Source organism: Dyella sp. RRB7 (genome assembly GCF_022761115.1).
Classification (GTDB): domain Bacteria; phylum Pseudomonadota; class Gammaproteobacteria; order Xanthomonadales; family Rhodanobacteraceae; genus Dyella.
The window spans coordinates 171,068-192,595 of record NZ_JAKWJS010000001.1; the positions used below are offsets into that span (position 1 = coordinate 171,068).

The 21,528-nt window shown below is 65.3% G+C and carries 22 protein-coding genes; 2 read left to right on the plus strand and 20 right to left on the minus strand.

The genetic code is table 11. The annotated features are described in order from the left end of the window. Positions 1-29: 29 nt before the first annotated feature. Together MJ606_RS00795 and rng are read right to left on the minus strand one after the other, a co-directional pair. On the minus strand, positions 30-3,932 hold the full coding sequence (locus tag MJ606_RS00795) for a YhdP family protein (protein ID WP_243047472.1): 3,903 nt from the start codon (positions 3,930-3,932) through the stop codon (positions 30-32). Positions 3,933-3,971: 39 nt separating this feature from the next. After that, on the minus strand, positions 3,972-5,459 hold the full coding sequence (gene rng, locus MJ606_RS00800; RefSeq protein WP_243047473.1) for a ribonuclease G: 1,488 nt from the start codon (positions 5,457-5,459) through the stop codon (positions 3,972-3,974). Between the two features lie 193 nt (positions 5,460-5,652). Between rng and MJ606_RS00805 the strand changes: the two genes are divergently transcribed. Further along, entirely contained in the window at positions 5,653-6,162 is a 510-nt protein-coding gene (locus MJ606_RS00805) for a mismatch-specific DNA-glycosylase (RefSeq protein WP_243047474.1), read from the plus strand. Here the strand turns inward: MJ606_RS00805 and MJ606_RS00810 are convergent. After that, the gene (locus MJ606_RS00810; protein ID WP_243047475.1) at positions 6,147-7,040 is read right to left on the minus strand and encodes a LysR family transcriptional regulator; all 894 of its coding nucleotides are present in this window, start codon (positions 7,038-7,040) and stop codon (positions 6,147-6,149) included. The two genes, MJ606_RS00805 and MJ606_RS00810, sit on opposite strands and share 16 nt — an antisense overlap. Positions 7,041-7,141: 101 nt before the next feature. Between MJ606_RS00810 and MJ606_RS00815 the strand changes: the two genes are divergently transcribed. Next, positions 7,142-8,125, plus strand: a complete 984-nt coding sequence (locus MJ606_RS00815; protein ID WP_243047477.1) for an NAD-dependent epimerase/dehydratase family protein — start codon at positions 7,142-7,144, stop codon at positions 8,123-8,125. Here MJ606_RS00815 and MJ606_RS00820 read toward each other — a convergent pair. From MJ606_RS00820 to rpsH, 17 genes are all read right to left on the minus strand, one after another. Next, the gene (locus tag MJ606_RS00820; protein WP_243047478.1) at positions 8,097-9,383 is read right to left on the minus strand and encodes a cytochrome c; all 1,287 of its coding nucleotides are present in this window, start codon (positions 9,381-9,383) and stop codon (positions 8,097-8,099) included. The two genes, MJ606_RS00815 and MJ606_RS00820, sit on opposite strands and share 29 nt — an antisense overlap. Continuing rightward, positions 9,380-10,078 carry a c-type cytochrome gene (locus MJ606_RS00825; RefSeq protein ID WP_243048550.1) on the minus strand — a complete coding sequence of 233 codons (699 nt, stop codon included), beginning with the start codon at positions 10,076-10,078 and terminating at the stop codon, positions 9,380-9,382. The genes MJ606_RS00820 and MJ606_RS00825 overlap by 4 nt, the downstream gene beginning before the upstream one ends. A gap of 242 nt (positions 10,079-10,320) precedes the next feature. Beyond that, positions 10,321-11,994, minus strand: coding sequence for an MASE1 domain-containing protein (locus MJ606_RS00830; RefSeq protein ID WP_243047480.1), 1,674 nt, complete (start codon positions 11,992-11,994; stop codon positions 10,321-10,323). Between the two features lie 226 nt (positions 11,995-12,220). Further along, positions 12,221-13,606: a 3-deoxy-7-phosphoheptulonate synthase class II gene (locus tag MJ606_RS00835; RefSeq protein WP_243047481.1), complete on the minus strand. Its 1,386-nt coding sequence runs from the start codon at positions 13,604-13,606 to the stop codon at positions 12,221-12,223. After that, the gene (locus MJ606_RS00840) at positions 13,606-14,115 is read right to left on the minus strand and encodes a disulfide bond formation protein B (protein WP_243047483.1); all 510 of its coding nucleotides are present in this window, start codon (positions 14,113-14,115) and stop codon (positions 13,606-13,608) included. Before MJ606_RS00840 ends, MJ606_RS00835 begins: the two co-directional genes overlap by 1 nt. Before the next feature lie 147 nt (positions 14,116-14,262). Next, positions 14,263-14,643 carry a 50S ribosomal protein L17 gene (gene rplQ, locus MJ606_RS00845; RefSeq protein ID WP_243047484.1) on the minus strand — a complete coding sequence of 127 codons (381 nt, stop codon included), beginning with the start codon at positions 14,641-14,643 and terminating at the stop codon, positions 14,263-14,265. Between the two features lie 304 nt (positions 14,644-14,947). Continuing rightward, on the minus strand, positions 14,948-15,946 hold the full coding sequence (rpoA, locus tag MJ606_RS00850) for a DNA-directed RNA polymerase subunit alpha (RefSeq protein ID WP_026033857.1): 999 nt from the start codon (positions 15,944-15,946) through the stop codon (positions 14,948-14,950). A 16-nt stretch (positions 15,947-15,962) separates the two neighbouring features. After that, positions 15,963-16,589 carry a 30S ribosomal protein S4 gene (gene rpsD, locus MJ606_RS00855; RefSeq protein WP_243047485.1) on the minus strand — a complete coding sequence of 209 codons (627 nt, stop codon included), beginning with the start codon at positions 16,587-16,589 and terminating at the stop codon, positions 15,963-15,965. A gap of 12 nt (positions 16,590-16,601) precedes the next feature. Next, positions 16,602-16,988: a 30S ribosomal protein S11 gene (rpsK, locus tag MJ606_RS00860; protein ID WP_007513384.1), complete on the minus strand. Its 387-nt coding sequence runs from the start codon at positions 16,986-16,988 to the stop codon at positions 16,602-16,604. A 12-nt stretch (positions 16,989-17,000) separates the two neighbouring features. After that, on the minus strand, positions 17,001-17,357 hold the full coding sequence (gene rpsM / locus MJ606_RS00865) for a 30S ribosomal protein S13 (protein ID WP_019464879.1): 357 nt from the start codon (positions 17,355-17,357) through the stop codon (positions 17,001-17,003). A 134-nt stretch (positions 17,358-17,491) separates the two neighbouring features. Continuing rightward, positions 17,492-18,817 carry a preprotein translocase subunit SecY gene (gene secY, locus MJ606_RS00870; RefSeq protein ID WP_243047487.1) on the minus strand — a complete coding sequence of 442 codons (1,326 nt, stop codon included), beginning with the start codon at positions 18,815-18,817 and terminating at the stop codon, positions 17,492-17,494. 4 nt (positions 18,818-18,821) lie between these two features. Next, complete coding sequence (gene rplO / locus MJ606_RS00875) at positions 18,822-19,253, minus strand: 50S ribosomal protein L15 (RefSeq protein WP_279236589.1); 432 nt, start codon at positions 19,251-19,253, stop codon at positions 18,822-18,824. A gap of 5 nt (positions 19,254-19,258) precedes the next feature. Continuing rightward, on the minus strand, positions 19,259-19,456 hold the full coding sequence (gene rpmD, locus MJ606_RS00880) for a 50S ribosomal protein L30 (RefSeq protein WP_114239844.1): 198 nt from the start codon (positions 19,454-19,456) through the stop codon (positions 19,259-19,261). Then, a complete protein-coding gene (gene rpsE / locus MJ606_RS00885; RefSeq protein ID WP_114239845.1) occupies positions 19,449-19,958 on the minus strand; it encodes a 30S ribosomal protein S5 in 510 nt (169 codons plus the stop codon). Before rpsE ends, rpmD begins: the two co-directional genes overlap by 8 nt. Positions 19,959-20,076: 118 nt before the next feature. Then, a complete protein-coding gene (gene rplR / locus MJ606_RS00890; RefSeq protein WP_243047489.1) occupies positions 20,077-20,430 on the minus strand; it encodes a 50S ribosomal protein L18 in 354 nt (117 codons plus the stop codon). A gap of 29 nt (positions 20,431-20,459) precedes the next feature. Next, positions 20,460-20,987, minus strand: a complete 528-nt coding sequence (rplF, locus tag MJ606_RS00895; RefSeq protein ID WP_243047490.1) for a 50S ribosomal protein L6 — start codon at positions 20,985-20,987, stop codon at positions 20,460-20,462. 10 nt (positions 20,988-20,997) lie between these two features. Further along, the gene (gene rpsH / locus MJ606_RS00900) at positions 20,998-21,393 is read right to left on the minus strand and encodes a 30S ribosomal protein S8 (RefSeq protein WP_243047492.1); all 396 of its coding nucleotides are present in this window, start codon (positions 21,391-21,393) and stop codon (positions 20,998-21,000) included. Positions 21,394-21,528: the final 135 nt, after the last annotated feature.

A 21,528-nucleotide genomic window follows, 5' to 3' on the forward strand; every position in this document is an offset into this window, starting at 1 on the left:
GTTTAAAGCGCCCACGGGCACAGCAAGCGTCAGGGTGCGCCGCCCGCGGGTGCCGCCGTCGCAGCCGGCACCGCAGGTGGCAGCGTGGCCGGGGGCACCGTCACATCCTTCTTCTCGATCAGCGTGATCACCGGCTTGTCCCAGCTGCCGGTAATCGAGTAGCGCGCGCTGGCTGCATGGTTGATGCCCTTGCCCAGCAGCCCCTGGGCGAGAAAGCCCGCGGCAATGCCGATGGGACCGCCCACCACCGCGCCCACGATGGGCAGGCTGTTGCCGGCGTGCGGAATCGCCAGCACCTGCAGGTCATAGTCCTTCGCACGCACGCCGGTGCGGCCCTTGATGGTGATTTCCGCGGCGGGACTGCGGATCTGCAGGTTGTCGGTGTTGGCGTTGCCGTCGCCCAGCTTGAAATCACCCACGATGGCATCGAAGGCCAGGCCCTTGCCGAACACGTCGCCGAAGTTGAGCGAGAGACGCCGCGGCAGTTCCAGCACCGACACCAGGCCGAAGATGCGCGCCACGCCGGGCGTCACTTCAGGCATGCGACCGTCGGTCACATTGATGCTCAGCTTGCCGTCCATATTGCCCAGCTCCATGGCGGAGGGAGCGCCTGGCCAGGTGGCATCCAGCTGGGAGCGTACCTTGCCACCGGCCAACAAGCCTTCGAAACCGAACGCGCCGAGCATCTCGCCCAGGTTGTCCGCCGCGAAATCGATGCGCATGTGGGAGTGGCTGTCGCCAGCCGTGCCATCCCAATCACCGGCGCCATTGATCTGCACACCACGCGACAGCGTACGCAGCTGATCGATGTGCATGCCGTGATCGGTGGGCCAGGTCTCCAGCCGCGCATCGCCGAGCTTGGAATCGCCAAAGCGCAGGTCACTCACCCACAAATGGAACGGCGGCAGTGCCGACGGGGTGATTCCGGTGGCGGCAGGATTGACCACCGGCGCCGCGGGATTCGGCGCCGACGAGGAAGCCGCCACATTCGCCGCCGCGCTCGTATCCGCGCCCGCGTTCTTCACCGGCGCCACATCCTTGGGCCAATAGAGTCGTTGCAGGCGTGCCGTCACGCCGCGCTTGTTGAGGTCGGCCAGCGGAACGGCAAAACGTCCGGCCAGCCCGGCGCTATCCACATCCACCGTAAGACCATCCGCCTGCGACGTGGCCAGCAGATGCATGTTGGCAAAGGGATGGCCAAACACCAGCGCCTGGTCCGTGCTCACGTCGATGCTTTCCAGCCCCGGACCACCGCTGCTGCTGCCGGAAGCGGCGTACTGCACCCAGCCGGTAACGTCGAGCTTGGCCGCGCGACCGCGAATGCGGATGCCTTTGTCGGGCATGCTGTCGGGCACCTTGGTGCCGAAGGCGAAGGTCGCCGCCAGCGACTGATCGGCGTTCTGCGGCAAGCGCAACCGTGCCCTCACCACCTGCCCCACGCTCAACTGCACGTCGCTGCCTTCCATCGGCAGGTTCATGTCCATATGCAAGGGCAGCATCGCATCCGCCGGCTTCTTCAGCGGCACCGGAAAATCCAGCGTCATGCCGCCGAGGTTCGAATCCAGGCTCAGCTGCTGCGTGGTGGCCGCCGTGCCGCCGGTGTGCAGGATGCCGAAGCCGACGGTGAAATCGCTGCGGCCCGTGGCCACCTGGCTCAACCAGTCGAGCTGTTTGTAGCCCTGGGTCAGCTCCCCCATGTTGTAGCGGCCACTGAGCTTCGCTGCCAGCAAGGTATCGGCCTGCCCGGTGGCACCGGCAATGGCCAGGTCCAGTTTGGACGGCTGTCCGTGAAAGCTGGTATCGAGCGGCCCCGCGTGAAAACCGGCCTTGTCGAAGATGGCCGGCCCGGTGAGCTTGTCCAACTTGAGATTCCACGCCGGCGCGTTGAAATCCATGTCCTTCAGCTGCGCCCGCCCCTCGAGCAGGAAGTGGCTGGCATCGGCCACCGGCAACGACAGATGGAAGTCGAAGCTGCCGGTGCCGCCCAGATTGATCTTGGACAGTGCGTCGGCCTGGTGGATGCCAATCGGGCTCTTGCGCACGAAGTCCATCATGCTGGCGCCGGTACCGTTGCCGGTCACGTTGAGATCCAGCACGGTGTGGCCAAGTTCGGGAATTAGCGCAACGGCGCGGTCCACCTTGTTGCCCAGCGACTCGCCCGCGCTGGCCTCCACCAGCATGCCGCTGTTGACGAAGCTGGCGACGGCGCTGATGCCCTGGGCGTGCGGCCAGTCCTTGCCATAGTCGAGTTCGAGATCGCTCAATACCGCGTGCGCCTCGAACCGGCCTTCGTTGTAGTGGAACGGCCAGTCCTTCAGATCGCCGCGCACCAGCACGTCGCCGCTGTCGAGCTTGCCGCTGACCAGCGCCTGGTCGAGCCACTGGATGGCCGCCGGGGACATCGAGTCGATCGGCCAGAACAGTTTGGCGGCGTCGACGTCGGCATGGCTCAGCGACGCGTACAGGTCGAGGAACGGACGCCCACCCGCATCGGGCAGCGCCACTTCGCCGCGCGCTTCGCCGCCGAAGCCGGCCCCCTGGAAGGCCAACGGATCGATGCCGATATGCCAGGCATCGTCCTGGTGCCAGAACGCGACGTCACCGCCGAACTGCGACATGGTGAACGGTTCGCGGAACGTATGGGGAAAGCGCAGCACGGTGGACTGGCTGGGCAACGACAACGACAACGCCTCGGCATCGCCACGCAGCTCGCCATGCAGCCCATCCACGCCCGGCAACTTGCCCACGGGATCGATCGCCAGGCCATCGAAGCTGGCGTCCAGCATCTGCAGCCCGTCGACATGACTCCAGCGCAAACTTGCCTGCGAGATTTCGCCACGCGGCTTGCCACTGCCCACCCACTGCGCCAGCGCGGGCGACAGCTGCGGCTTGAGCGCCAGCCACGGCGCCAGCGGCGCCAGCTGCAGATGTCGTGCATTCACTTCAACCTGGGCCTGGTCGGTGCCCAGGCCACGCAGGCTGGCGGCCACGGCGCCGCCGTCATCGCTGGCCCAGCGCAAGGTGTAGCCATCGCTCTTCACGGCCAGCTCGGCCAACCCGTCCAGCTCGGAAACGACAGCGCGTGCGCCATCCGGATTGGTGATCGACAACTGCGCGACATGCAAGCGCGTGAGACTGCGCACGATCTTCGCATCGCGCCAGTCGAGCCAGCTCTCGAACGAGCCGGAGCCGCTTTCAGCCGTATAGCCGCCCATATCGACGTCGGACGACAGGGCGCGTAAATCGATATCCGTGCCGCTGATCCACAGCTTGCCGTCGGCACCGTCGTCACTGAAGCTGCCCGCGCCGCGCAACTGGCTGGGCACGCCCTCGCGGCGCAGCAAGGCACCCACGCGGATACGCCGGCCCTGGTGGCTCAGCCGTAGCTGGTCGGCCAGCAATGCATAGTGTTTCCCCAGGCGGTTGTCGGTGATCTCCAGCCGGACATCTCGCAGCCACAGGCCCACCGACAATTGCCCAAACGCCGGCTTCTGCCGCTCCTCGCCGCCGGCCAGGCCGATGCCGTTGATATGCCACGCACCATCCAGGTCGCGGCTGAGATCCAGCTGCAGCCCGCGCGCGCGCAGGTTAAGCAGGTGCCGACCCGGCAGCAGCCAACCGCCGAAATCCAGTTTCAGCTCGGCCTCGGGGATATGCAGCGGCACGCCGCCGTCGGTCGACTCGACCGTCAAGCCACGCATCACGAACAGCGGGCCGGCGGGTTGCTGGTGTCCCTCCAGCGACTGGAACGTCACCGGGCGCTGCAATTGGGCGCTCAACTGTGCGGCGACCCACTCGGGGTGGCTGGCCAGCGTAGGCAGCAGCAGCTGGGCCAGTGCCATCAGCACAGCCAGCGAAATCAGCGCTACGCCCGCGACCCAGCCCAGCAGGCGCGCGCCCTGGTGCAGGCGCTTCTGCCACAGGGGGATCACGGCAAGCTCACGACGCGGCATCCCCCCCGGGATGGCGTCTTAAAGCAAAACCACATCGAACTGTTCCTGCGAATAATGCTCTTCGGGCTGGAAGCGTATGCTTTTGGAGATGAACTCTTCCAATTCGGCCACCGCGACGGATTCCTCCTCCAGGATGCGCCCGACGACCTTGGGGCTGGCCATGACCAGCAGTTTTTCGGTGTTGAACTGACGCACCGCCCGGGTGATTTCGCGAAAAATCTCGTAGGTGACCGTTTCCGCCGTCTTCACCGTGCCCCGGCCGCTGCAGGCGGGACACGGTTCGCACAGCTGGCGCTCCAGGCTCTCGGTGGTGCGCTTGCGCGTCATCTCCACCAGGCCGAGCGCCGACATCGGGTAGACGGTGGTCTTGGCGTGGTCCCGCGCCAGCCCCTTTTCGAGCATGCGCAGCACCTGGCGCCGATGCTCCTCGTCGGTCATGTCGATGAAGTCGATGATGATGATGCCCCCGAGGTTGCGCAGTCGCAGCTGGCGCGCTGCCGCCTGGGCGGCTTCCAGGTTGGTGCGGTAAACGGTTTCCTCGAGATTTCGCGTACCGACATAGCCGCCGGTATTCACATCGATGGTGGTCATCGCCTCGGTCTGGTCGACGATCAGGTAGCCGCCCGACTTCAGCGGCACTTCCTTCCTTAGCGCCCGCTGGACCTCGTCCTCCACCCCGTACAGGTCGAAGATCGGGCGCTCGCCGGTGTAGTGCTCGATGCGGTCGTCCAGCGTGGGCATGAACTTGTGCACGAACTTGACCACCTTGTCGAAGGTTTCGCGCGAGTCCACCCGCACCTTCTCGATGTCGTCGTTGAGCATGTCGCGCAGGCTGCGCAGCGGCAACGACAACTCCTCGTACACCCGCTCGCCCACCTTGGCCTTGGCGATGTTTTCCTGCACCACGCGCCATACCTTGCCCAGGTAGGTCACGTCGAAGGCCAGCGACTCGGCGGTCTGTCCCTCGGCATTGGTGCGCACGATGTAGCCCAGCGGGTTGTCGCCGATCAACGCGGTCAGCACTTCCTTCAGGCGCTGGCGCTCGGCCTCTTCCTCGATGCGGGCGGAGATGCCCAGCGTCTTGGCATGCGGCAGCAGCACCAGGTAGCGCGAAGGGATGGACAGGTGGGTGGACAGGCGCGCGCCCTTGGTGCCGATCGGGTCCTTGACCACCTGCACCACGATTTCCTGGCCCTCGTGGACCAGCTCGCTGATCGACGGCACATGGCCATTGCCGGCCGGCACCAGTTCGGCGCCTTCGGCCGACGCCGGCAGCGGCGGGCGCAGGATGTCCGAGGCATGCAGGAACGCCGCGCGCTCCAGCCCGATATCGACGAACACCGCCTGCATGCCGGGCATCACCCGCTGCACGCGCCCCTTGTACACATTGCCCACATAGCCGCGCCGGGAGGCCCGCTCCACGTGCACCTCCTGCAACATGCCGTTCTCTACTACGCCGACGCGAGTCTCGCGCGGGGTCACGTTGATCAGGATTTCTTCGCTCACCGGGCACTCCCCTGGATGGACAATCTTTATAGCGGCAGTACGCGCACACTGTCGATGCGTGGCTCACGTCGCCGATGACAGTTTCGGTGGCTGCAGCCTCGGGCCAGGTGAAATACGCGCCATCGTGTCATTTGGTGTACCGGCCAGTGTTTCATTGGATACACCCCACCAGTGACCGCTATCCTGCACGGCGATGCGCAAACCGATTCTTCCCGACCTGCTGCAACCAGGCCTGGCGCTGGTGTTCTGCGGCACCGCTGCCGGTCGCCGTTCCGCCGCCGAAGGTGCGTACTACGCCCATCCGGGCAACCTGTTCTGGCGCGCCCTGCATGCGGTGCAGCTGACGCCGCGACAGTTGGCGCCGGCGGAGTTCCCGTTGTTGCCCGCACTGGGCATCGGCCTCACCGACCTGGCCAAGCACCATATGGGCAACGATGACGAGCTGCCGCGCGATGCCTTCGACGTGGCCGCGCTGAAGGCGCGGATCGAGCGCCATGCACCGGGCCTGCTGGCCTTCACCAGCAAGGCGGCGGCCCGGGCCGTGCTCGGGCGCGCCACCGGTTATGGATTGCAGGAGGAATGCATCGGCGTCACCGAACTGTTCGTGCTGCCCTCCCCCTCGGGCCAGGCTCGCGGGCATTGGGATCTTGCGCCGTGGCAGGCGCTGGCGGATCGGGTACGCGGCGCTCAAGTCCGCGCATAGTCGCCCAGGGCCTCGCCCAGGTAGTCGAACAGTCGGCGTACCCGCAGGCTCTGGCGCAGGTCCTCGTGCATCACCGTCCAGATATCCAGCGGCACGGCGACGTCGTCGGGCAACAGGCGCACCAGTTGGGCATCGCGCTGCGCCAGGTTGACCTGGGCGATGCCGATGCCGAAGCCGGCGCGCAAGGCCGCCAGCGCGGCCAAGTCGTCATCGGTGCGCAAGGCGAAATGCTCGCGCGTGTAGGGCAGGCCCTCGGGCCGCAGGCGCCGGATATACGGCAGCTCGGTATCGAAACCGATCAAGGCATGTCCGGCCAGCTCGGCGAGCGTGCCGGGACGCCCGTGCGCGTCCAGATAGCGCCGGTGCGCGAACAACCCCAGCATCACCCTGCCGACCTGCCGCGCCACCAGCGCGTCCTGCGTGGGCTGCACCATGCGGATGGCGATATCGGCATCGCGCCGCAGCACGTCCGTCGCCTGGTTGGACAGCACCAGCTCGATCACGATGCCCGGATGCCGTTCCCGGAAGGCGGTAAGGATCGGCGGCAGCACTTCCGCGCCGATGACCACGCTGGCGCTGATGCGTACGGCGCCGCTGATCTCGTCGCGCCCGGCCGACGCCGTTCGCCGCAAGGCGGCCGAGGCCGACGCCATGGCCTCGGCATGCGCGACCAGTTCGCGCGCCAGCTCGGTGGGCGCCAGCCCCTGCGGCGAGCGGGCAAACAGCACCGCGCCCAGGGCGGACTCCAGCTCCCGCATATGCCGGCCCAGGCTGGGCTGGGTCATGCCCAACGCCCGTGCTGCCCCGGACAGGCTGCCCTCGCGCATCACCGCGAGGAACGATCGGTACAACTCCCAGCTGGGATCAGGATTGGCCATGCATATTTTTATACCTGATCTTCGTCATTAGGCAATTTTCATTGATGCCCTGGACGCCCAAGCTAGGGGTCGACTCCACTGATGAGGATGAGGACAGCACTATGGACACTTCCAAGACGGCCCTGGTCATCGGCGCCAACGGCGGCATCGGCCGCGAGGCCTGCTCGGCCCTGCGTCGGCATGGCTGGAAGGTACGCGCCCTGGTGCGCCGGCCGCCGGCAGACAGCCAACGCAACGGCATTGAATGGCGGGTGGGTGATGCCATGAACGCCGACGACGTGCGCCAGGCCGCAGCCGGCGTGGCCGTGATCGTCCACGCCGTGAATCCGCCGGGCTACCGGGGCTGGAACCGGCTGGTGCTGCCCATGCTGGACCACACCATCGCCGCGGCGCGCGCCCATGGCGCCCGCGTCGTGTTGCCCGGCACCATCTACAACTACGGGCCCGACGCCTTTCCGCGGCTGACCGAGCGCTCGCCGCAACATCCACCCACGCGCAAGGGCGAGATTCGTGCCGAGATGGAGCGTCGCCTGCAAGCGGCCGCCGCCGAAGGCGTATCCAGCCTGGTCCTGCGCTGCGGCGATTTTTTCGGACCGCATGCCGGCAACAACTGGCTGGCGCAGGGACTGATCCGCCAGGGTGCGCCGGTGCGACGCATGCTTTATCCCGGCGACTACGGCCTGGGTCATAGCTGGGCCTACCTGCCGGATGTCGCCGAGGTAATGGCCCGGCTGCTCGATCGCGACGCCGAACTGCCGCCGTTCGCCACCTTCCATTTCGGCGGCTATTGGCTCGATGGCCACGGCATGCTCGCCGCGCTGCGCCATGCGACGGACAACCCCGGCATCCGGGCCGGGCATTTCCCATGGTGGCTGGCGCGGCTTGCCGCGCCCTTCAACGAAACGCTGCGCGAGCTGACCAAGATGCGCTATCTGTGGCGCGAACCGATCCGGCTCGATGACGAAAAACTGCAGGCGTTCCTCGACGGCCCGTTGTATACGCCGCTCGACGAGGCGCTGCGCGCGACGCTGACGGGCGCCGGTTGCCTCGCCCCGGTCAATCGATCGGCGTATGCCGGTTCTTGATCACATCGCGCTCGAGTATGGGTGACGCGTTGTTCGTCCATGCCTGGCGGATATAGGTCACCACCGCGGCCACGTCGCTGTCGTTGAGCTGCTGGGCGAAAGGCGGCATCGAGTACGGCCGCGGATTGCCGGCCGTCAGCGGCGCGAAACCGCCCAGCAGCACCACGCGCACGGCATTGATGCCGGTCGGCTCGTTCACCGAGGAGTTGCCGTTCAGCGGCGGATAGATGCCCGCCACGCCGTTGCCGTCCTTGCCGTGGCAATCGGCGCAACGATCCGCGTACACCTTCGCCCCCTGGGCAAGGATGGCGCGGGTATCCAGCGGCGAGCGGTCCGCCGCCACCGGCGCGCGTGCCGGCAGCGACTGCAGGTAGGTGGCGATCGCGTGCAGGTCGTCGTCCTGCAGATGCTGCGTGCTGCGCGCCACCACTTCGGCCATCGGTCCGAATGCGGTGCCGCGTGCCGACTGGCCGGTCTTCAGCAGGTCGACGATGTCCTGCTCGCTCCAGCCGGCGAGGCCACCGTTGGCCTGCGTGCTGAGATCGGGCGCGTACCAGTTCTGTGCGGGAATCTGTCCGCCGGCCAGCGACGGATTGCTCTGCATGCCGCCCAGCGAATCGCGCGGCGCGTGGCATTCATTGCAATGGCCCAGCCCCTGCACCAGGTAGGCGCCCCGGTTCCACGCCTCGGACTTGCCCGGATCGGGCTGGTACGTGCCCTCGCGGAAATACAGCGCACGCCAGGCATTGAGGCTGCTGCGCACGTTGTACGGGAAATCCAGCCCCAGCGGCTTGGCCGGCTGGTGCACCGGCGGCAACGACTGCAGGTAGGCGAACATCGCCAGCGCGTCGTCATGCGTGACCTTGGTGAACGAGGTGTAGGAGAACACGGGATAAAGCAGCTCGCCGTGGCGGCCACGGCCGCTGTGCAGCGCCTGCCAGAAATCCTCGAAGCTCCAGTCGCCCAGGCCCGTCTCGCGATCGGGCGTGATGTTGGGCGCGGGAATATTGCCAAACGGCGTGGCCAGCACGCGGCCGCCGGCATAACGCGCGCCACCCTGCTCGGTATGGCACGCCGCGCAGTCACCCACGGTGGCAAGGTACTCGCCCTTGGCAATGAGCGCCGGGTCCTTCAAGGTGGCCGCGCTCACCGCACTCGCCGCGGGCGACACCGGCTGCGTTGTGCCGCTGCGCCACCACCATCCACCGATGAGCACCAACGCCAGCAGCACGACCACGATGACGATCACGCGCTTCATACGCCATCTCCCTTGTCGCCCAGCACGCCGCAATGCAGCGGCGGAGTCACCGAGCCGGCCGGCTGCGCGTGCATGTCCCCCGGCAGCTCACGTCCCGCCAGCCATGCCGATACCGCGCTGATATCCGATTCGCTGAGCCGATTGGCGATCTCCGACATGCAATCGGGCGCCACCGTGGCTCGCGTCCTGGTCCGCCACGAACCGAGCTGCGAGCTGATGTAGTCATAGGGCAGGCCGATCAGGCCCGGAATATCCGGTTGCACGCCGGTAAGCTGCGCGCCATGGCAGGCGGAGCAGGCCGGGATCTTTCGCGACGGATCGCCGTGCGTCACCAGCTGTTCGCCCCGCTGGAGCGCATCGCCCGAAAGACGCGGCATCGGCGAACGGGTGTAGGGCACGTCTTGTGCGGAGAAATAGGCGGCGATCTCGCGCATGTACTCGGGGCTGAGCTGGCGCACCGTGTATTCCATGGGGCCGTACTTGCGCAGGCCATCCTGGAAATCCTGCAACTGTCGGGCGAGGTATCCGGCCGGCTTGCCTGCCAGGCGCGGGAAGAAACCACTCTCTGGCGTGCCCTCGCCGTGCACACCGTGACAGGCCGTGCAGGCGGCAATGCGTTGCTGGATGGTGTCAGGAATCACCGGATGCGGCGCATCCTGCGCATGAGCGACGGATGCCGCCATCATCAGCAGCATGCATGGACCGACGACACGCTTCACCTGCCACAGCTTCGCTGAGAGCCTTTTCATGATGTTCCCGTCATGCGCGTGATGGCGCGATTGCCAGGACGGCCAGCCACCGCCGTCGGTCACGCGATTATAGGCGTCGCCCCTGGTTAGGCCACGACAAGCGCCGACAAGCTTCGGTTTCGCGACATCATGCCGCAGCGCATTGCGCGTGGCGGCTATCCAGCTACGGCGAACTGTGCTGCGACAAACTAGATGGAAACCGGCCGCCCAAGCTCGACGCCGGTGGTCACGGCGGGCTCGGTACGCAATGCGTCATGCAGCAGCAGCGTGACGCCGAGGCGTTCGTCATCCTCGTGCTGGTGCACGATCCCGCCATAGATGAGCGCGCGCTCGCGAATGGTGGCAATGCCCTGGCCATTGGTTCCCAGCAGCGATACCAGCTGCCGCCATTCCGGCACCGGCTTGCCCCGTTGCGCGGGCGCGGCCCGCAGGCCCGTGATGCGCAACACCACCCAGCGCCGGCCGCGCGTGAAGCCGCCGCGGATCTGCACCCGAATACACCGCAGCGGCTCGCGCGCCAGCATGTAGACCAGTACCTCGCAGGCCTGCCGATAGAGCATCAGGTGGACATCCGGGGCAAGCCGGTCCAGCCCATTGCCCGTCCATTCGCAGCGATACGACGCACCGACCAATGAAGACGCCTGCAACAGCGGCCCTTCTTCGAAGGTGGCGGCCAGCCCGCGCTCCCGCCACGAGCGCGGATGCAGGGCATTGGCCAGGCGCTGCATCTCCAGCTGGGTGAGGTCCAGGTAGCGCGCGTAGGCATACCGGGTGTTTTCCGGCAGCACGGGCAGCAGGCGATCCATCATCCGCTTCTGGCCCTCGCGCATCGACTGGCCGAGTCGGTCCAGTGATTCGGCCACATGACGCAGGCGCAGTTCCTCCTGGTAGAGACCCTGCTGGGCGAGGTGAAACCCGCGCAGAACCTCGACGTCAGGCCGTCCGTCGTCCACCGCTTTTCGCGGCAGGCGCGCGCCCAGCATAAGCAGGCTCGACACCGCAAAAGCGATCAGCGCCTGCGCCTGGATCACCGCCGGATCGCGCACGACGGTCATGGTGAGCTGCACCGCCACGCTGGCCAAGGCGCCGGCAATCGCCCCGCCCTGCCAGCCATGTCGCAGGGTCAACCACGCGACGGGCAGGAACATCGCTATGCGCGCTACCTGCACCAGGTCGACGTGGTGGACGGACATCGCCATCCACAGCAGCAACAACAGAGGCGGCAGCACACCTGTCACGCAGTCCTTGGCCAAAGCGCTCTTCATGACATCGGCCCAGGCAACGCGCCGCCATGAAGCGCCGGGCCGCAGCGCGAAGAACAGCGGCACCAGCGTCAACGCGCCCAAATAACTACCCAGAAAATAGTTCAACACGATCTGCCAGGTGATCGCCGGCGCCACTTCACCCGCTGGCATGTGCATCACGGCCAGGGTCATGGTGTTGGCGAGAGCGCCAACGGTCGCTTCCGCCAGGATGCTCGACAGCAGCATGCCCATATTGGCCTGTCCGCCACGGAACAACGTCATGCGGCGGCGACACCAGGCAAACCAGGGCGCACTGAGCAGGATGGGAGGCACCGCAAGCAGGCAGGCCCACATCCATCCGAAGCGGTCGTGGTTCGACCAGCCCAGGTAAGCCAGCGGCAGGGCCTCGCCCACGAACAGCGCCGGCCAATAACGGTAGGGCACCAGCAACAGGCAAAGCACGCGCAATCCCGCCGGGAGATTCCAATGGGACACCGACACATCGCGCAGCAGCGTGTAGCAAACCGCGTAGGCGACAGTCACGCCGAGCTGCCGCCAACCTTCGCGGAATGCGGCGCGCAGCGCCTTGCCGTTCGTTCCGTTCGTTGCAGTAACCATCGACTCGTGCCAAATCCTGTCCGGAAGCCGCATCCCTTCCCGGCGATCCCGTGGGATCTGAAGTTCGGAACTGCGCGTGCGTTGCGCCATTCTCTCAGGAAATCCGCTCACGGGTTCATCGAACGCTCATCTTCAGGGACGAGCGAGACGGAGACATTGCAATCCCCTTACAAGGAAAGCCCGGCGCATGCCGGGCTGTTGCCCTGGCCCTGCACCGAGGAACGCCTCAGACGCCCGTCGTACCCACGGATTTGCGCACGATCAGCATCGCCAGCTCCAGCGACTGCTCATAGTTGAGGCGCGGATCGACCATGGACTTGTAGGCACGATCGAGGTCCGCCTCATTCAGGTCACGCGCCCCCCCCATGCATTCGGTGACATCCTCGCCGGTCAGCTCCAGGTGTACGCCGCCCAGGCGAGTGCCGGCCGCCGCGTGGATATCGAAGGCCTGGTCCAGTTCGCCCCGGATATTGTCGAAGCGGCGCGTCTTGTAGCCATTGGACGTGCTCTCCGTATTGCCGTGCATCGGATCGGCCACCCACAGCACCCGGCGTCCCTCGCGCTTCACCGCGGCCAGCAAGGGCGGCAGCGCACTGCCGATCTGGGCATTGCCCATGCGGTGGATCAGCGTCAGCCGCCCCGGCTCGTCCTCGGGGTTGAGCGCATCGATCAGCGGCAACAGCTGCGCCGGCGTGACCGACGGCCCCACCTTCACCGCGATCGGATTGCGGATGCCGCGGAAATACTCCACGTGCGCCCCGTCGAGGGCCGCCGTGCGCATGCCGATCCACGGGAAATGCGTCGACAGGTTGAACCAGCCCTGGTGCCGCGGCACCTGACGCGTCAACGCCTCCTCATAGTGCAGCAGCAAGGCCTCGTGCGAAGTGAAGAAATCCACCCGCGAGAAACCGGCGATCGGCCCGGCCAGCGTCTCCATGAAGCGCAGCGAGTCACCGATGGCGGCGACCATGCGCCGGTACTCCGCCGCCAGCGGCGAGTGCTCGACCCAGGCCAGGTCCCAGTATTCGGGGTGATGCAGGTCGGCGAAACCGCCGTCGATCAGCGCGCGCACGAAATTCATGGTCAGCGCGGAGTGCGAATGGGCCTGGATCAGCCGCTGCGGATCAGGCCTCCGCGCCTCGGGGGTGAATTCCGGGCCGTTGACCAGGTCGCCGCGAAAACTCGGCAGCGTCACGCCATCGCGCGTCTCGCTATCGGCCGAGCGCGGCTTGGCGTACTGGCCCGCGAAACGCCCCACGCGCAGCACCGGCCGCTTGAGGCCATGCACCAGCACCAGGCTCATCTGCAACAGCACCTTGAGCCGGTTGGAGATGATCGGGCTGGTGCAGTCGGCAAAGCTCTCGGCGCAATCGCCGCCCTGCAACAGGAAACGCTTGCCCTCCTGGGCCTCCGCCAGCGCGTGCTTCAGCGCCAACACCTCCCACGAGGTCACCAGCGGCGGCAGCGAGGCGAGCTGCCCGGTGGCCCGGGCCAGCTCAGCGGCATCCTGGTATTGCGGTTGCTGCAAGGCTTGGCGCCGCTGCCAGCTGCCCGGCGTCCAGTCGCCGGAAATCGAGACAGAGGAAGGAACGGCAGGCAGGACGTGAGACATCACCTAGCCCCTCTGGCGCGCTTGCGCGCGGCGGCGTAGATCGCCGCGAAGGCCAACAGCAGATACCAGGCCAGCGTCCACGCCGGCATCGGCAGCCCAAACACCGGCTCGATCTTGGCGCATTCGCCCGAACCGGTGAAAACCATTTTAAGCACCTTGGCGAACGGAAACGTATCCATCATGTAGCCGAGATTGGGGCCACAGGAAGGGATCTGGTCCGCCGGCAGCGTCTGCAGCCACAGATGCCGCGCCGCCGTGGCGATACCAGCCGCCGCGCCCAGCAGGACGCCCCCGGCATAGACCCAACGGCCACCGCCGCGCGGAGCATGCAAGCCACCGAGCAAAAAGAACACGCCCATGACCATGAAGGCGATGCGCTGGAAGATGCACAGCGGACACGGAACCATGCCCAGCACGTGTTCGGCATAAAGCGCATACCCCAGCAAGGCCGCGCAGAGGAAAAAGCCGACGAGATAGGTGACCCGGTACGACCAGCGGAAAGGATTCATGGCAGCCATGTTGCGCGTTGCGAGACAGCGACATTAACCGCTACGCCCCGCCCCTGTCAGCCCTGCCTCAACCCGGCAGGAGCGCAAAAAACAAAACCCCGGCAGGTTACCCGGCCGGGGTTTTGTCATACACGGGGTGGCAACCGATTACTCGGCAGCCGCCTCAGCGCGCGGGCGATCGACCAGTTCGACATACGCCATCGGCGCGTTGTCGCCCGGGCGGAAGCCGGCCTTGAGGATACGCAGGTAACCGCCGGGACGCTCGCGGTAACGGGGGCCCAGCTCGATGAACAGCTTGCCCACGGCTTCCTTGTCGCGCAGGCGCGCGAAAGCAAGGCGGCGATTGGCCACGCCATCGGTCTTGGCGAGCGTGATCAGCGGCTCGGCCACACGGCGAAGTTCCTTCGCCTTGGGCAGCGTGGTGCGGATCAGCTCGTGCTTGATCAGCGAGGCGGCCATGTTCTTGAACATGGCTTCGCGATGCGAACTGGTGCGATTGAGTTTGCGTCCGGATTTCTGGTGGCGCATGGCTTTTACTCTCTAGTCTGTTGTTATGAAAAGCTGGCAATGCTGTCCAGCTTCCCGCGGTTACCCGCTATTGTGAGCCTTGCTTAAAACGGGCTCTTTATGAGGAAGCGCGACCAAGAGGGTCGCTGCTGGCGTCAGATCAAGCATGCATTCCGCACGTTCGCCGTATCGCCAAATAACGCGATCAAGCCTGATCGCCAACACCGCGGCTGTGTACGCCGCTTAAAGAGACTGGCGAGCGCATGCTCGCATGCACTCGCCAGGTCATCGGTACCACCGCGATCGCAAACGATCGCCTGAATCATCAGCCCAACTGCATGCCGTGGGACAAGCCCGGCGGCGGCCAGTTTTCGAGCTTCATGCCAAGAGCGAGGCCACGACCGCCAAGGACGTCCTTGATTTCGGTCAGCGACTTCTTGCCCAGGTTCGGCGTCTTGAGCAGCTCGACTTCGGTCTTCTGAACCAGATCGCCGATGTAGTAGATGCTCTCGGCCTTCAGGCAGTTGGCCGAACGCACGGTGAGCTCCAGATCGTCGATCGGACGCAGCAGCAGCGGGTCGAAACCGCCCTTCTCCGCCTTGTCCGTGGCGCTCTCGCGACGCGAGAAATCACCGAACACCGACAGCTGGTCGTTGAGGATTTCGGCGGCCTTGCGAACCGCGTCTTCCGCACCGATGGTGCCGTTGGTCTCGATATCCAGCACCAGCTTGTCGAGGTTGGTGCGCTGCTCGACACGAGCGGCGTCAACTTCGTAAGCCACGCGAAGCACCGGCGCGAACGACGCGTCGAGCTGTAGGCGGCCGATCGGACGGGCTTCATCATCCGGATGCTGGCGCGCGCTGGCCGGCTGGTAGCCGACGCCGCGACGCACCTTCAGGCGCATGTTGAGAGCGATGTCCTTGGTCAGATGGCAGATCACATGCTCGGGGTTGATGATTTCCACCGAGTGGTCGACGGCGATGTCGCCGGCGGTGACCACGCCCTTGCCCTTCTTGGACAAGGTCAGGGTGACTTCATCACCCGAATGCTGACGGATGGCCACATCCTTGAGGTTCAGCAGGACTTCGATCACGTCCTCCTGCAGACCCTCAAGCGTGGTGTACTCGTGCAGCACGCCATCAATTTCCACCTCGACGATGGCACTGCCAGGGATCGAGGAGAGCAGCACGCGGCGCAGCGCGTTGCCCAGGGTGTGGCCGAAACCACGCTCGAGCGGCTCGACCACCACCTTGGCGCGGTTGGCTCCGAGTTGCTCGACGCTGAGGCCGCGAGGCCGCAGCACGCTAGTAGACGAAACTGCCATGCAGGGCTCCGGTTGATTACTTCGAGTAAAGCTCGACGATCAGGCTCTCGTTGATGTCGGTCGGCAGATCGCCGCGGTCCGGCATCGCCTTGAACGTACCTTCGAACTTCTTGCTGTCGACTTCCACCCACTGCGGGCGAAGGTCCATGGTGTCGAACACGGTTGCCGCTTCCTGCACGCGCAGCTGGGCGCGGGCACGCTCGGTCAGGGCAATCGCGTCGCCCGGACGAACCTGGTACGACGGAATGTTCACCTTCTTGCCGTTGACCAGCACAGCCTTGTGGCTGACCAGCTGACGGGCCTGGGCGCGGGTGACCGCGAAACCCATGCGATAGACGACGTTGTCCAGACGGCTTTCGAGCAGGCGCAGCAGGTTCTCGCCGGTGTTGCCCTTGAGGGTCGACGCCTTGGAGTAGTAGTTGCTGAACTGGCGCTCGAGCACGCCGTAGATGCGCTTGACCTTCTGCTTTTCACGCAGCTGGTTGGCGTAGTCCGACATGCGCATGCGCTTGTTGGCGCCGTGCTGGCCGGGCTTGTTTTCCAGTTTGCACTTGGAGTCGATGGCGCGAGCCGGACTCTTCAGGCTGAGATCTGCACCCTCACGACGGGCGAGTTTGCAGGTAGCTCCACGATAACGGGCCATGGGTATGCTCCTTTAGACTCGACGCTTCTTGGGGGGACGGCAGCCGTTATGCGGAATCGGCGTGACGTCGATGATGTTGAGGACCTTGTAGCCGAGCGCGTTCAGCGAACGCACGGCCGACTCGCGGCCCGGGCCCGGGCCCTTGATACGAACTTCCACGGTCTTCACGCCGTAGTCGCCTGCAGCGCGGCCAGCCTTTTCGGCGGCAACCTGCGCAGCAAACGGGGTCGACTTGCGCGAGCCGCGGAAACCCGCGCCGCCCGCCGTCGCCCACGACAGGGCGTTGCCCTGGCGATCGGTGATCGTGACGATGGTGTTGTTGAAGGAGGCTTGCACGTGGGCCACGGCATCCGTGACAACGCGCTTAATCTTCTTCTTGGTCTTAACCGGCTTAGCCATATTCGGAATCCGTTACTTCTTGATCGCGCGACGCGGACCCTTGCGGGTGCGTGCGTTGGTACGCGTGCGCTGGCCGCGCACCGGCAAACCGCGACGATGACGCAGGCCGCGGTAGCAGCCCAGGTCCATCAGACGCTTGATGGCGATACCCACTTCGCGACGAAGATCGCCTTCGACGACATACTTGCCGATTTCGTGGCGAAGCTTTTCGACTTCACCTTCACTCAGGGACTTGATCTGCGTGGTGGGAACCACGCCTGCGTCCGCGCAGACCTTCTTGGCCCGGCTGCGGCCGATCCCGTAAATGCTCTGCAGGCCGACCCAGACGTGCTTCTGGACCGGCAAATTGACACCCGCGATGCGCGCCATGATGTATTTCTCCGATGCGTTTCGTGCGCGGTAAACGCGCAATTCTAACCTTAATTAACCCAACAGGAAAGCCCTGCGGCACCGCGGTGCCGCCACCCTCCGACCTAGACCAACCCACACCACCCCAGCAGCCATCAGTTGCGGCGGAGATTGGCCTTCTTGAGCAGGCTTTCGTACTGGTGACTGACCAAGTGCGCCTGCACCTGAGCAGTGAAATCCATCACCACGACCACCACGATCAGCAGAGAGGTGCCGCCGAAGTAGAACGGGACGTGCCAAGCCTTTTGCATAAACGATGGAACCAGACAGACCAGCACCAGGTACAGCGCGCCGACACCGGTCAAACGGGTCATCACGTTGTCGATGTAGTCCGCCGTGGACCGGCCCGGGCGGATGCCCGGAATCAAGGCGCCGGAGCGCTTGAGGTTGTCCGCCGTCTCCTGGGAGTTGAACACGATCGCCGTGTAGAAGAAGGCGAAAGTGATCACCAGCACGGCGAAGACGATGTCGTACAGCGGTTCGCCCGGGGTCAGCGCCTGGGTCAGCTCCTGCAGCCAGCGCGACTGGTGACCGGCACTGAACCAGGTCGCCGCGGTAGCCGGGAACATCAGCAGGCTCGACGCGAAGATCGGCGGAATGACGCCCGCCATGTTGATCTTCAGCGGCAGGTGCGAGGTCTGGTTCATGTAGGCCCGCTGCCCGCCGGAACGACGCGCGTAGTTCACGGTGATGCGCCGCTGGGCGCGCTCCATGAACACCACGAACGCCGTCACCGCAAGGATCAGGCCCACCACCATGATCATTTTGATCACGGACAGCTCGCCATTGCTGGCCATGGTCAGCGTGTGCGCCACCGCACCCGGGAGGCCGGCGACGATACCGGCGAAGATCAGCAGCGAAATGCCGTTGCCGATGCCACGCTCGGTGATCTGCTCACCCAGCCACATCAGGAACATCGTGCCGGCGGTAAGGCCGACGATCGACGCCATGATGAAACCCATGCCCGGGGTGTAGACCACCGGCGCCCCGCCCGCCGCGACCTGCTTCTGCAGGGCCACCGCGATGCCGAACGCCTGGAAGGCCGCCAAGCCCACCGTGCCGAAGCGGGTGTAGGTAGTCATCTTGCGACGACCGGCCTCACCCTCCTTGCGCAGCGCCTGCAGGCTCGGGATGACCGAACCCATCATCTGCACCACGATGGATGCGGAGATGTACGGCACCACGCCGAGCGCGAACACCGAGAAGCGTGCCAGCGAGCCACCCGAGAACATGTTGAACATGTTCATCAGGCCGCCGCCCTGCTCGATCAGGTTCGTCATGGCTTCCGGGTTGACGCCGGGAACCGGGATGAAGGAACCGAGACGGAAAACGATCAGCGCACCAATCACGAAGAAGATGCGCTGACGCAGTTCCGTCAGCTTGCCGAGCGATCCGAGCGATGTGCCCTGGGCTGACGCCACGTGATTACTCCACGCTGCCGCCGGCAGCTTCGATAGCTGCCTTCGCGCCGGCCGTTGCCAGCACGCCCGACAGCTTCACCGCGCGGCCGATCTCGCCCTTGGCGACGACCTTGACCTTCTTGGCGCGGCTATCGATCAGACCGGCCTGGTGCAGCACGATCGGGTCGATCACGTCAGCCTTGAGGGAGGCGAGCTGGTACAGGAACACTTCCTGGCTCTCGACCTTCTTCAGCGAACGGAAGCCGACCTTCGGCAGGCGGCGCTGCAGCGGCATCTGACCGCCTTCGAAACCGTACTTGTGGGTGCCGCCCGCGCGAGCGTGCTGACCCTTGTGACCGCGACCGGCGGTCTTGCCCAGGCCCGAACCGATACCGCGGCCCACGCGAAGGCGGGTCTTGCGGGAACCGGCGGCCGGCTTGATGTCGTTAAGACGCATGGTGATTACTCCTCGACCCGCACCAGGTAGTAGACCGTGTTGATCAGGCCACGCACCTGCGGGCTGTCCTTCAGTTCACGGACGTCGTTGAGCTTGTTCAGGCCCAGGGCCTTCACGCTCAGGCGATGACGGCTCTGCACACCGCGCAGGCCCTTGACCAGGCGCACGCGCACGGTGGCGGCGGTTTCGTTGTTCTTAGCCATTACCCAGCACCTCTTCCAGCGTCTTGCCACGCTTGGCAGCGATCTGCTTCGGCGAGGCAACGGCCTGCAGGCCCTTGATGGTGGCGCGCACCAGGTTGATCGGGTTGCGCGAACCGACGGCCTTGGCCAGCACGTTCTTCACGCCAACCACTTCCAGCACGGCGCGCATGGCGCCGCCGGCGATCACGCCGGTACCTTCGGAAGCCGGCTGCATGAAGACGCGGGCTGCACCGTGGTTGGCCTTGATGGCGTACCACAGGGTGCCGTTGTTGAGATCGATGCTCACCATGTTGCGGCGGGCGCGGTCCATGGCCTTGGAGATGGCAACCGGCACTTCACGCGCCTTGCCATAGCCGAAGCCCACGCGACCTTCGCCATCGCCGACCACGGTCAGCGCGGTGAAGCTCATCTGGCGGCCACCCTTGACGGTCTTGGCCACGCGGTTGACGGCGATCAGCTTTTCGAGCAGGCCGTCTGAATTTTCGCGATCGGTAGAAGACATGTTCTTTTCCGTATGCCCGGCGAACCGGGACTTTTGCTTGCGGCTGAGCCGCTTGGAGTTGTAGGTGCTACTGCTGGAACCAGGTACCGGACGAGTCCGGCACCTGACTCCGACCGGCTTAGAACTTCAGGCCGGCTTCGCGGGCCGCGTCGGCCAGCGCCTTGATGCGACCGTGGTAGCGGAAGCCCGAGCGATCAAACGCCACGGACTCGACGCCAGCGGCCAGGGCACGCTCGGCCACCGCCTTGCCGACAGCCTGGGCTGCCTCAAGGTTCTTGGTGCCCTTCAGGCCTTCGGCGATCGACTTCTGCACGGTGGAAGCCGCAGCCACCACATTCTTGCCGGAAGCGTCGAACACCTGCGCGTACAGGTGCTGACCGGTGCGATGCACCGACAGGCGAGCCACGGCCAGCTTGCGGATATGCGAGCGGGTGGACTTGGCGCGACGCAGGCGGGATTCGTTCTTGTTCATCGTGTTATCTCCAGGAAGCGGATAGGCGATTAAGCCTTCTTGGCTTCCTTCAGCGTGATCTTCTCGCCAGCGTAGCGGACGCCCTTGCCCTTGTACGGCTCCGGCGGACGGAACGCGCGGATCTTGGCGGCCACCTCACCCACGCGCTGCTTGTCCGAACCCTTGATGAGGATTTCGGTCTGCGTCGGGGTTTCGATGCTGATGCCTTCCGGCGCATCGAACACCACCGGATGGGAGAAGCCCAGGGCGATGTTCAGCGACTTGCCGGCCATGGAGGCACGGTAGCCCACGCCGACCAGCTCGAGCTTGCGCTCGTAACCATCGGACACACCCTTGACCATGTTGGCGAGCAGTGCACGCAGGGTGCCGCCGAACTTGTCTTCGGCGCCCTCGGCGACCTGGATGGTGGCCACGCCGTTGTCGACGACCACGGAAGCGCCCGGGAGCGCATGGGTCGACAGGGTGCCCTTAGCGCCCTTCACGGTGATGCCGTTGGCATCGACCTTGAGCTCCACGCCCTTGGGCAGGGTAATCGGTTTCTTGGCAACACGGGACATCGTCGGCTCCTTATGCGACCAGGCCGATGACTTCGCCGCCCAGACCCTTGGCACGGGCCTGCGCATCGGTCAGCAGACCGGCAGAAGTCGAGATGATCGAAATACCCAGGCCACCGAGGACCTTCGGCAACTCGTCCTTGCCGCGGTAGACGCGGAGGCCGGAACGGCTGACACGGGAGATGGTTTCGATAGCCGGACGGCCTTCGAAATACTTGAGCTTGATCTCGAGCACCGGCTTGCCCTCCTCGGTGGAGGTCTTGGCGTCGAGGATATAGCCCTCATTCTTGAGAAGGTTGGCGATGGCCACCTTCAGCTTCGACGACGGCATGTTTACGGCCTGCTTGCCCGTGAGCTGGGCATTGCGGATGCGCGTAAACAGATCGGCGATGGGATCAGTCATGCTCATGAAAACATCCTTCAGAGTGCACCGATATCCGAAAAACCGGAAATCAATTCAATTGTGAGCCGGCACGGCGCCGACCTGCAGAACGCAGACCAACGACTATAGCAGCTTTATTCCGACTTTGCGAACATCGGCGCG

Coding starts and splice junctions, on each gene's coding strand:
- rplF (WP_243047490.1), bottom strand. CDS start 20,987: ATGTCCCGTGTTGCCAAGAAACCGATTACCCTGCCCAAGGGCGTGGAG.
- MJ606_RS00835 (WP_243047481.1), bottom strand. CDS start 13,606: ATGTCTCACGTCCTGCCTGCCGTTCCTTCCTCTGTCTCGATTTCCGGC.
- rpoA (WP_026033857.1), bottom strand. CDS start 15,946: ATGGCAGTTTCGTCTACTAGCGTGCTGCGGCCTCGCGGCCTCAGCGTC.
- rplR (WP_243047489.1), bottom strand. CDS start 20,430: ATGAACAAGAACGAATCCCGCCTGCGTCGCGCCAAGTCCACCCGCTCG.
- MJ606_RS00840 (WP_243047483.1), bottom strand. CDS start 14,115: ATGAATCCTTTCCGCTGGTCGTACCGGGTCACCTATCTCGTCGGCTTT.
- MJ606_RS00825 (WP_243048550.1), bottom strand. CDS start 10,078: ATGCTGCTGATGATGGCGGCATCCGTCGCTCATGCGCAGGATGCGCCG.
- rplO (WP_279236589.1), bottom strand. CDS start 19,253: ATGCGTCTTAACGACATCAAGCCGGCCGCCGGTTCCCGCAAGACCCGC.
- MJ606_RS00820 (WP_243047478.1), bottom strand. CDS start 9,383: ATGAAGCGCGTGATCGTCATCGTGGTCGTGCTGCTGGCGTTGGTGCTC.
- rpsM (WP_019464879.1), bottom strand. CDS start 17,357: ATGGCGCGCATCGCGGGTGTCAATTTGCCGGTCCAGAAGCACGTCTGG.
- MJ606_RS00815 (WP_243047477.1), top strand. CDS start 7,142: ATGGACACTTCCAAGACGGCCCTGGTCATCGGCGCCAACGGCGGCATC.
- MJ606_RS00805 (WP_243047474.1), top strand. CDS start 5,653: ATGCGCAAACCGATTCTTCCCGACCTGCTGCAACCAGGCCTGGCGCTG.
- MJ606_RS00810 (WP_243047475.1), bottom strand. CDS start 7,040: ATGGCCAATCCTGATCCCAGCTGGGAGTTGTACCGATCGTTCCTCGCG.
- rplQ (WP_243047484.1), bottom strand. CDS start 14,643: ATGCGCCACCAGAAATCCGGACGCAAACTCAATCGCACCAGTTCGCAT.
- rpsD (WP_243047485.1), bottom strand. CDS start 16,589: ATGGCCCGTTATCGTGGAGCTACCTGCAAACTCGCCCGTCGTGAGGGT.
- rpsK (WP_007513384.1), bottom strand. CDS start 16,988: ATGGCTAAGCCGGTTAAGACCAAGAAGAAGATTAAGCGCGTTGTCACG.
- rpsE (WP_114239845.1), bottom strand. CDS start 19,958: ATGTCTTCTACCGATCGCGAAAATTCAGACGGCCTGCTCGAAAAGCTG.
- MJ606_RS00830 (WP_243047480.1), bottom strand. CDS start 11,994: ATGGTTACTGCAACGAACGGAACGAACGGCAAGGCGCTGCGCGCCGCA.
- rpsH (WP_243047492.1), bottom strand. CDS start 21,393: ATGAGCATGACTGATCCCATCGCCGATCTGTTTACGCGCATCCGCAAT.
- rpmD (WP_114239844.1), bottom strand. CDS start 19,456: ATGGCTAAGAACAACGAAACCGCCGCCACCGTGCGCGTGCGCCTGGTC.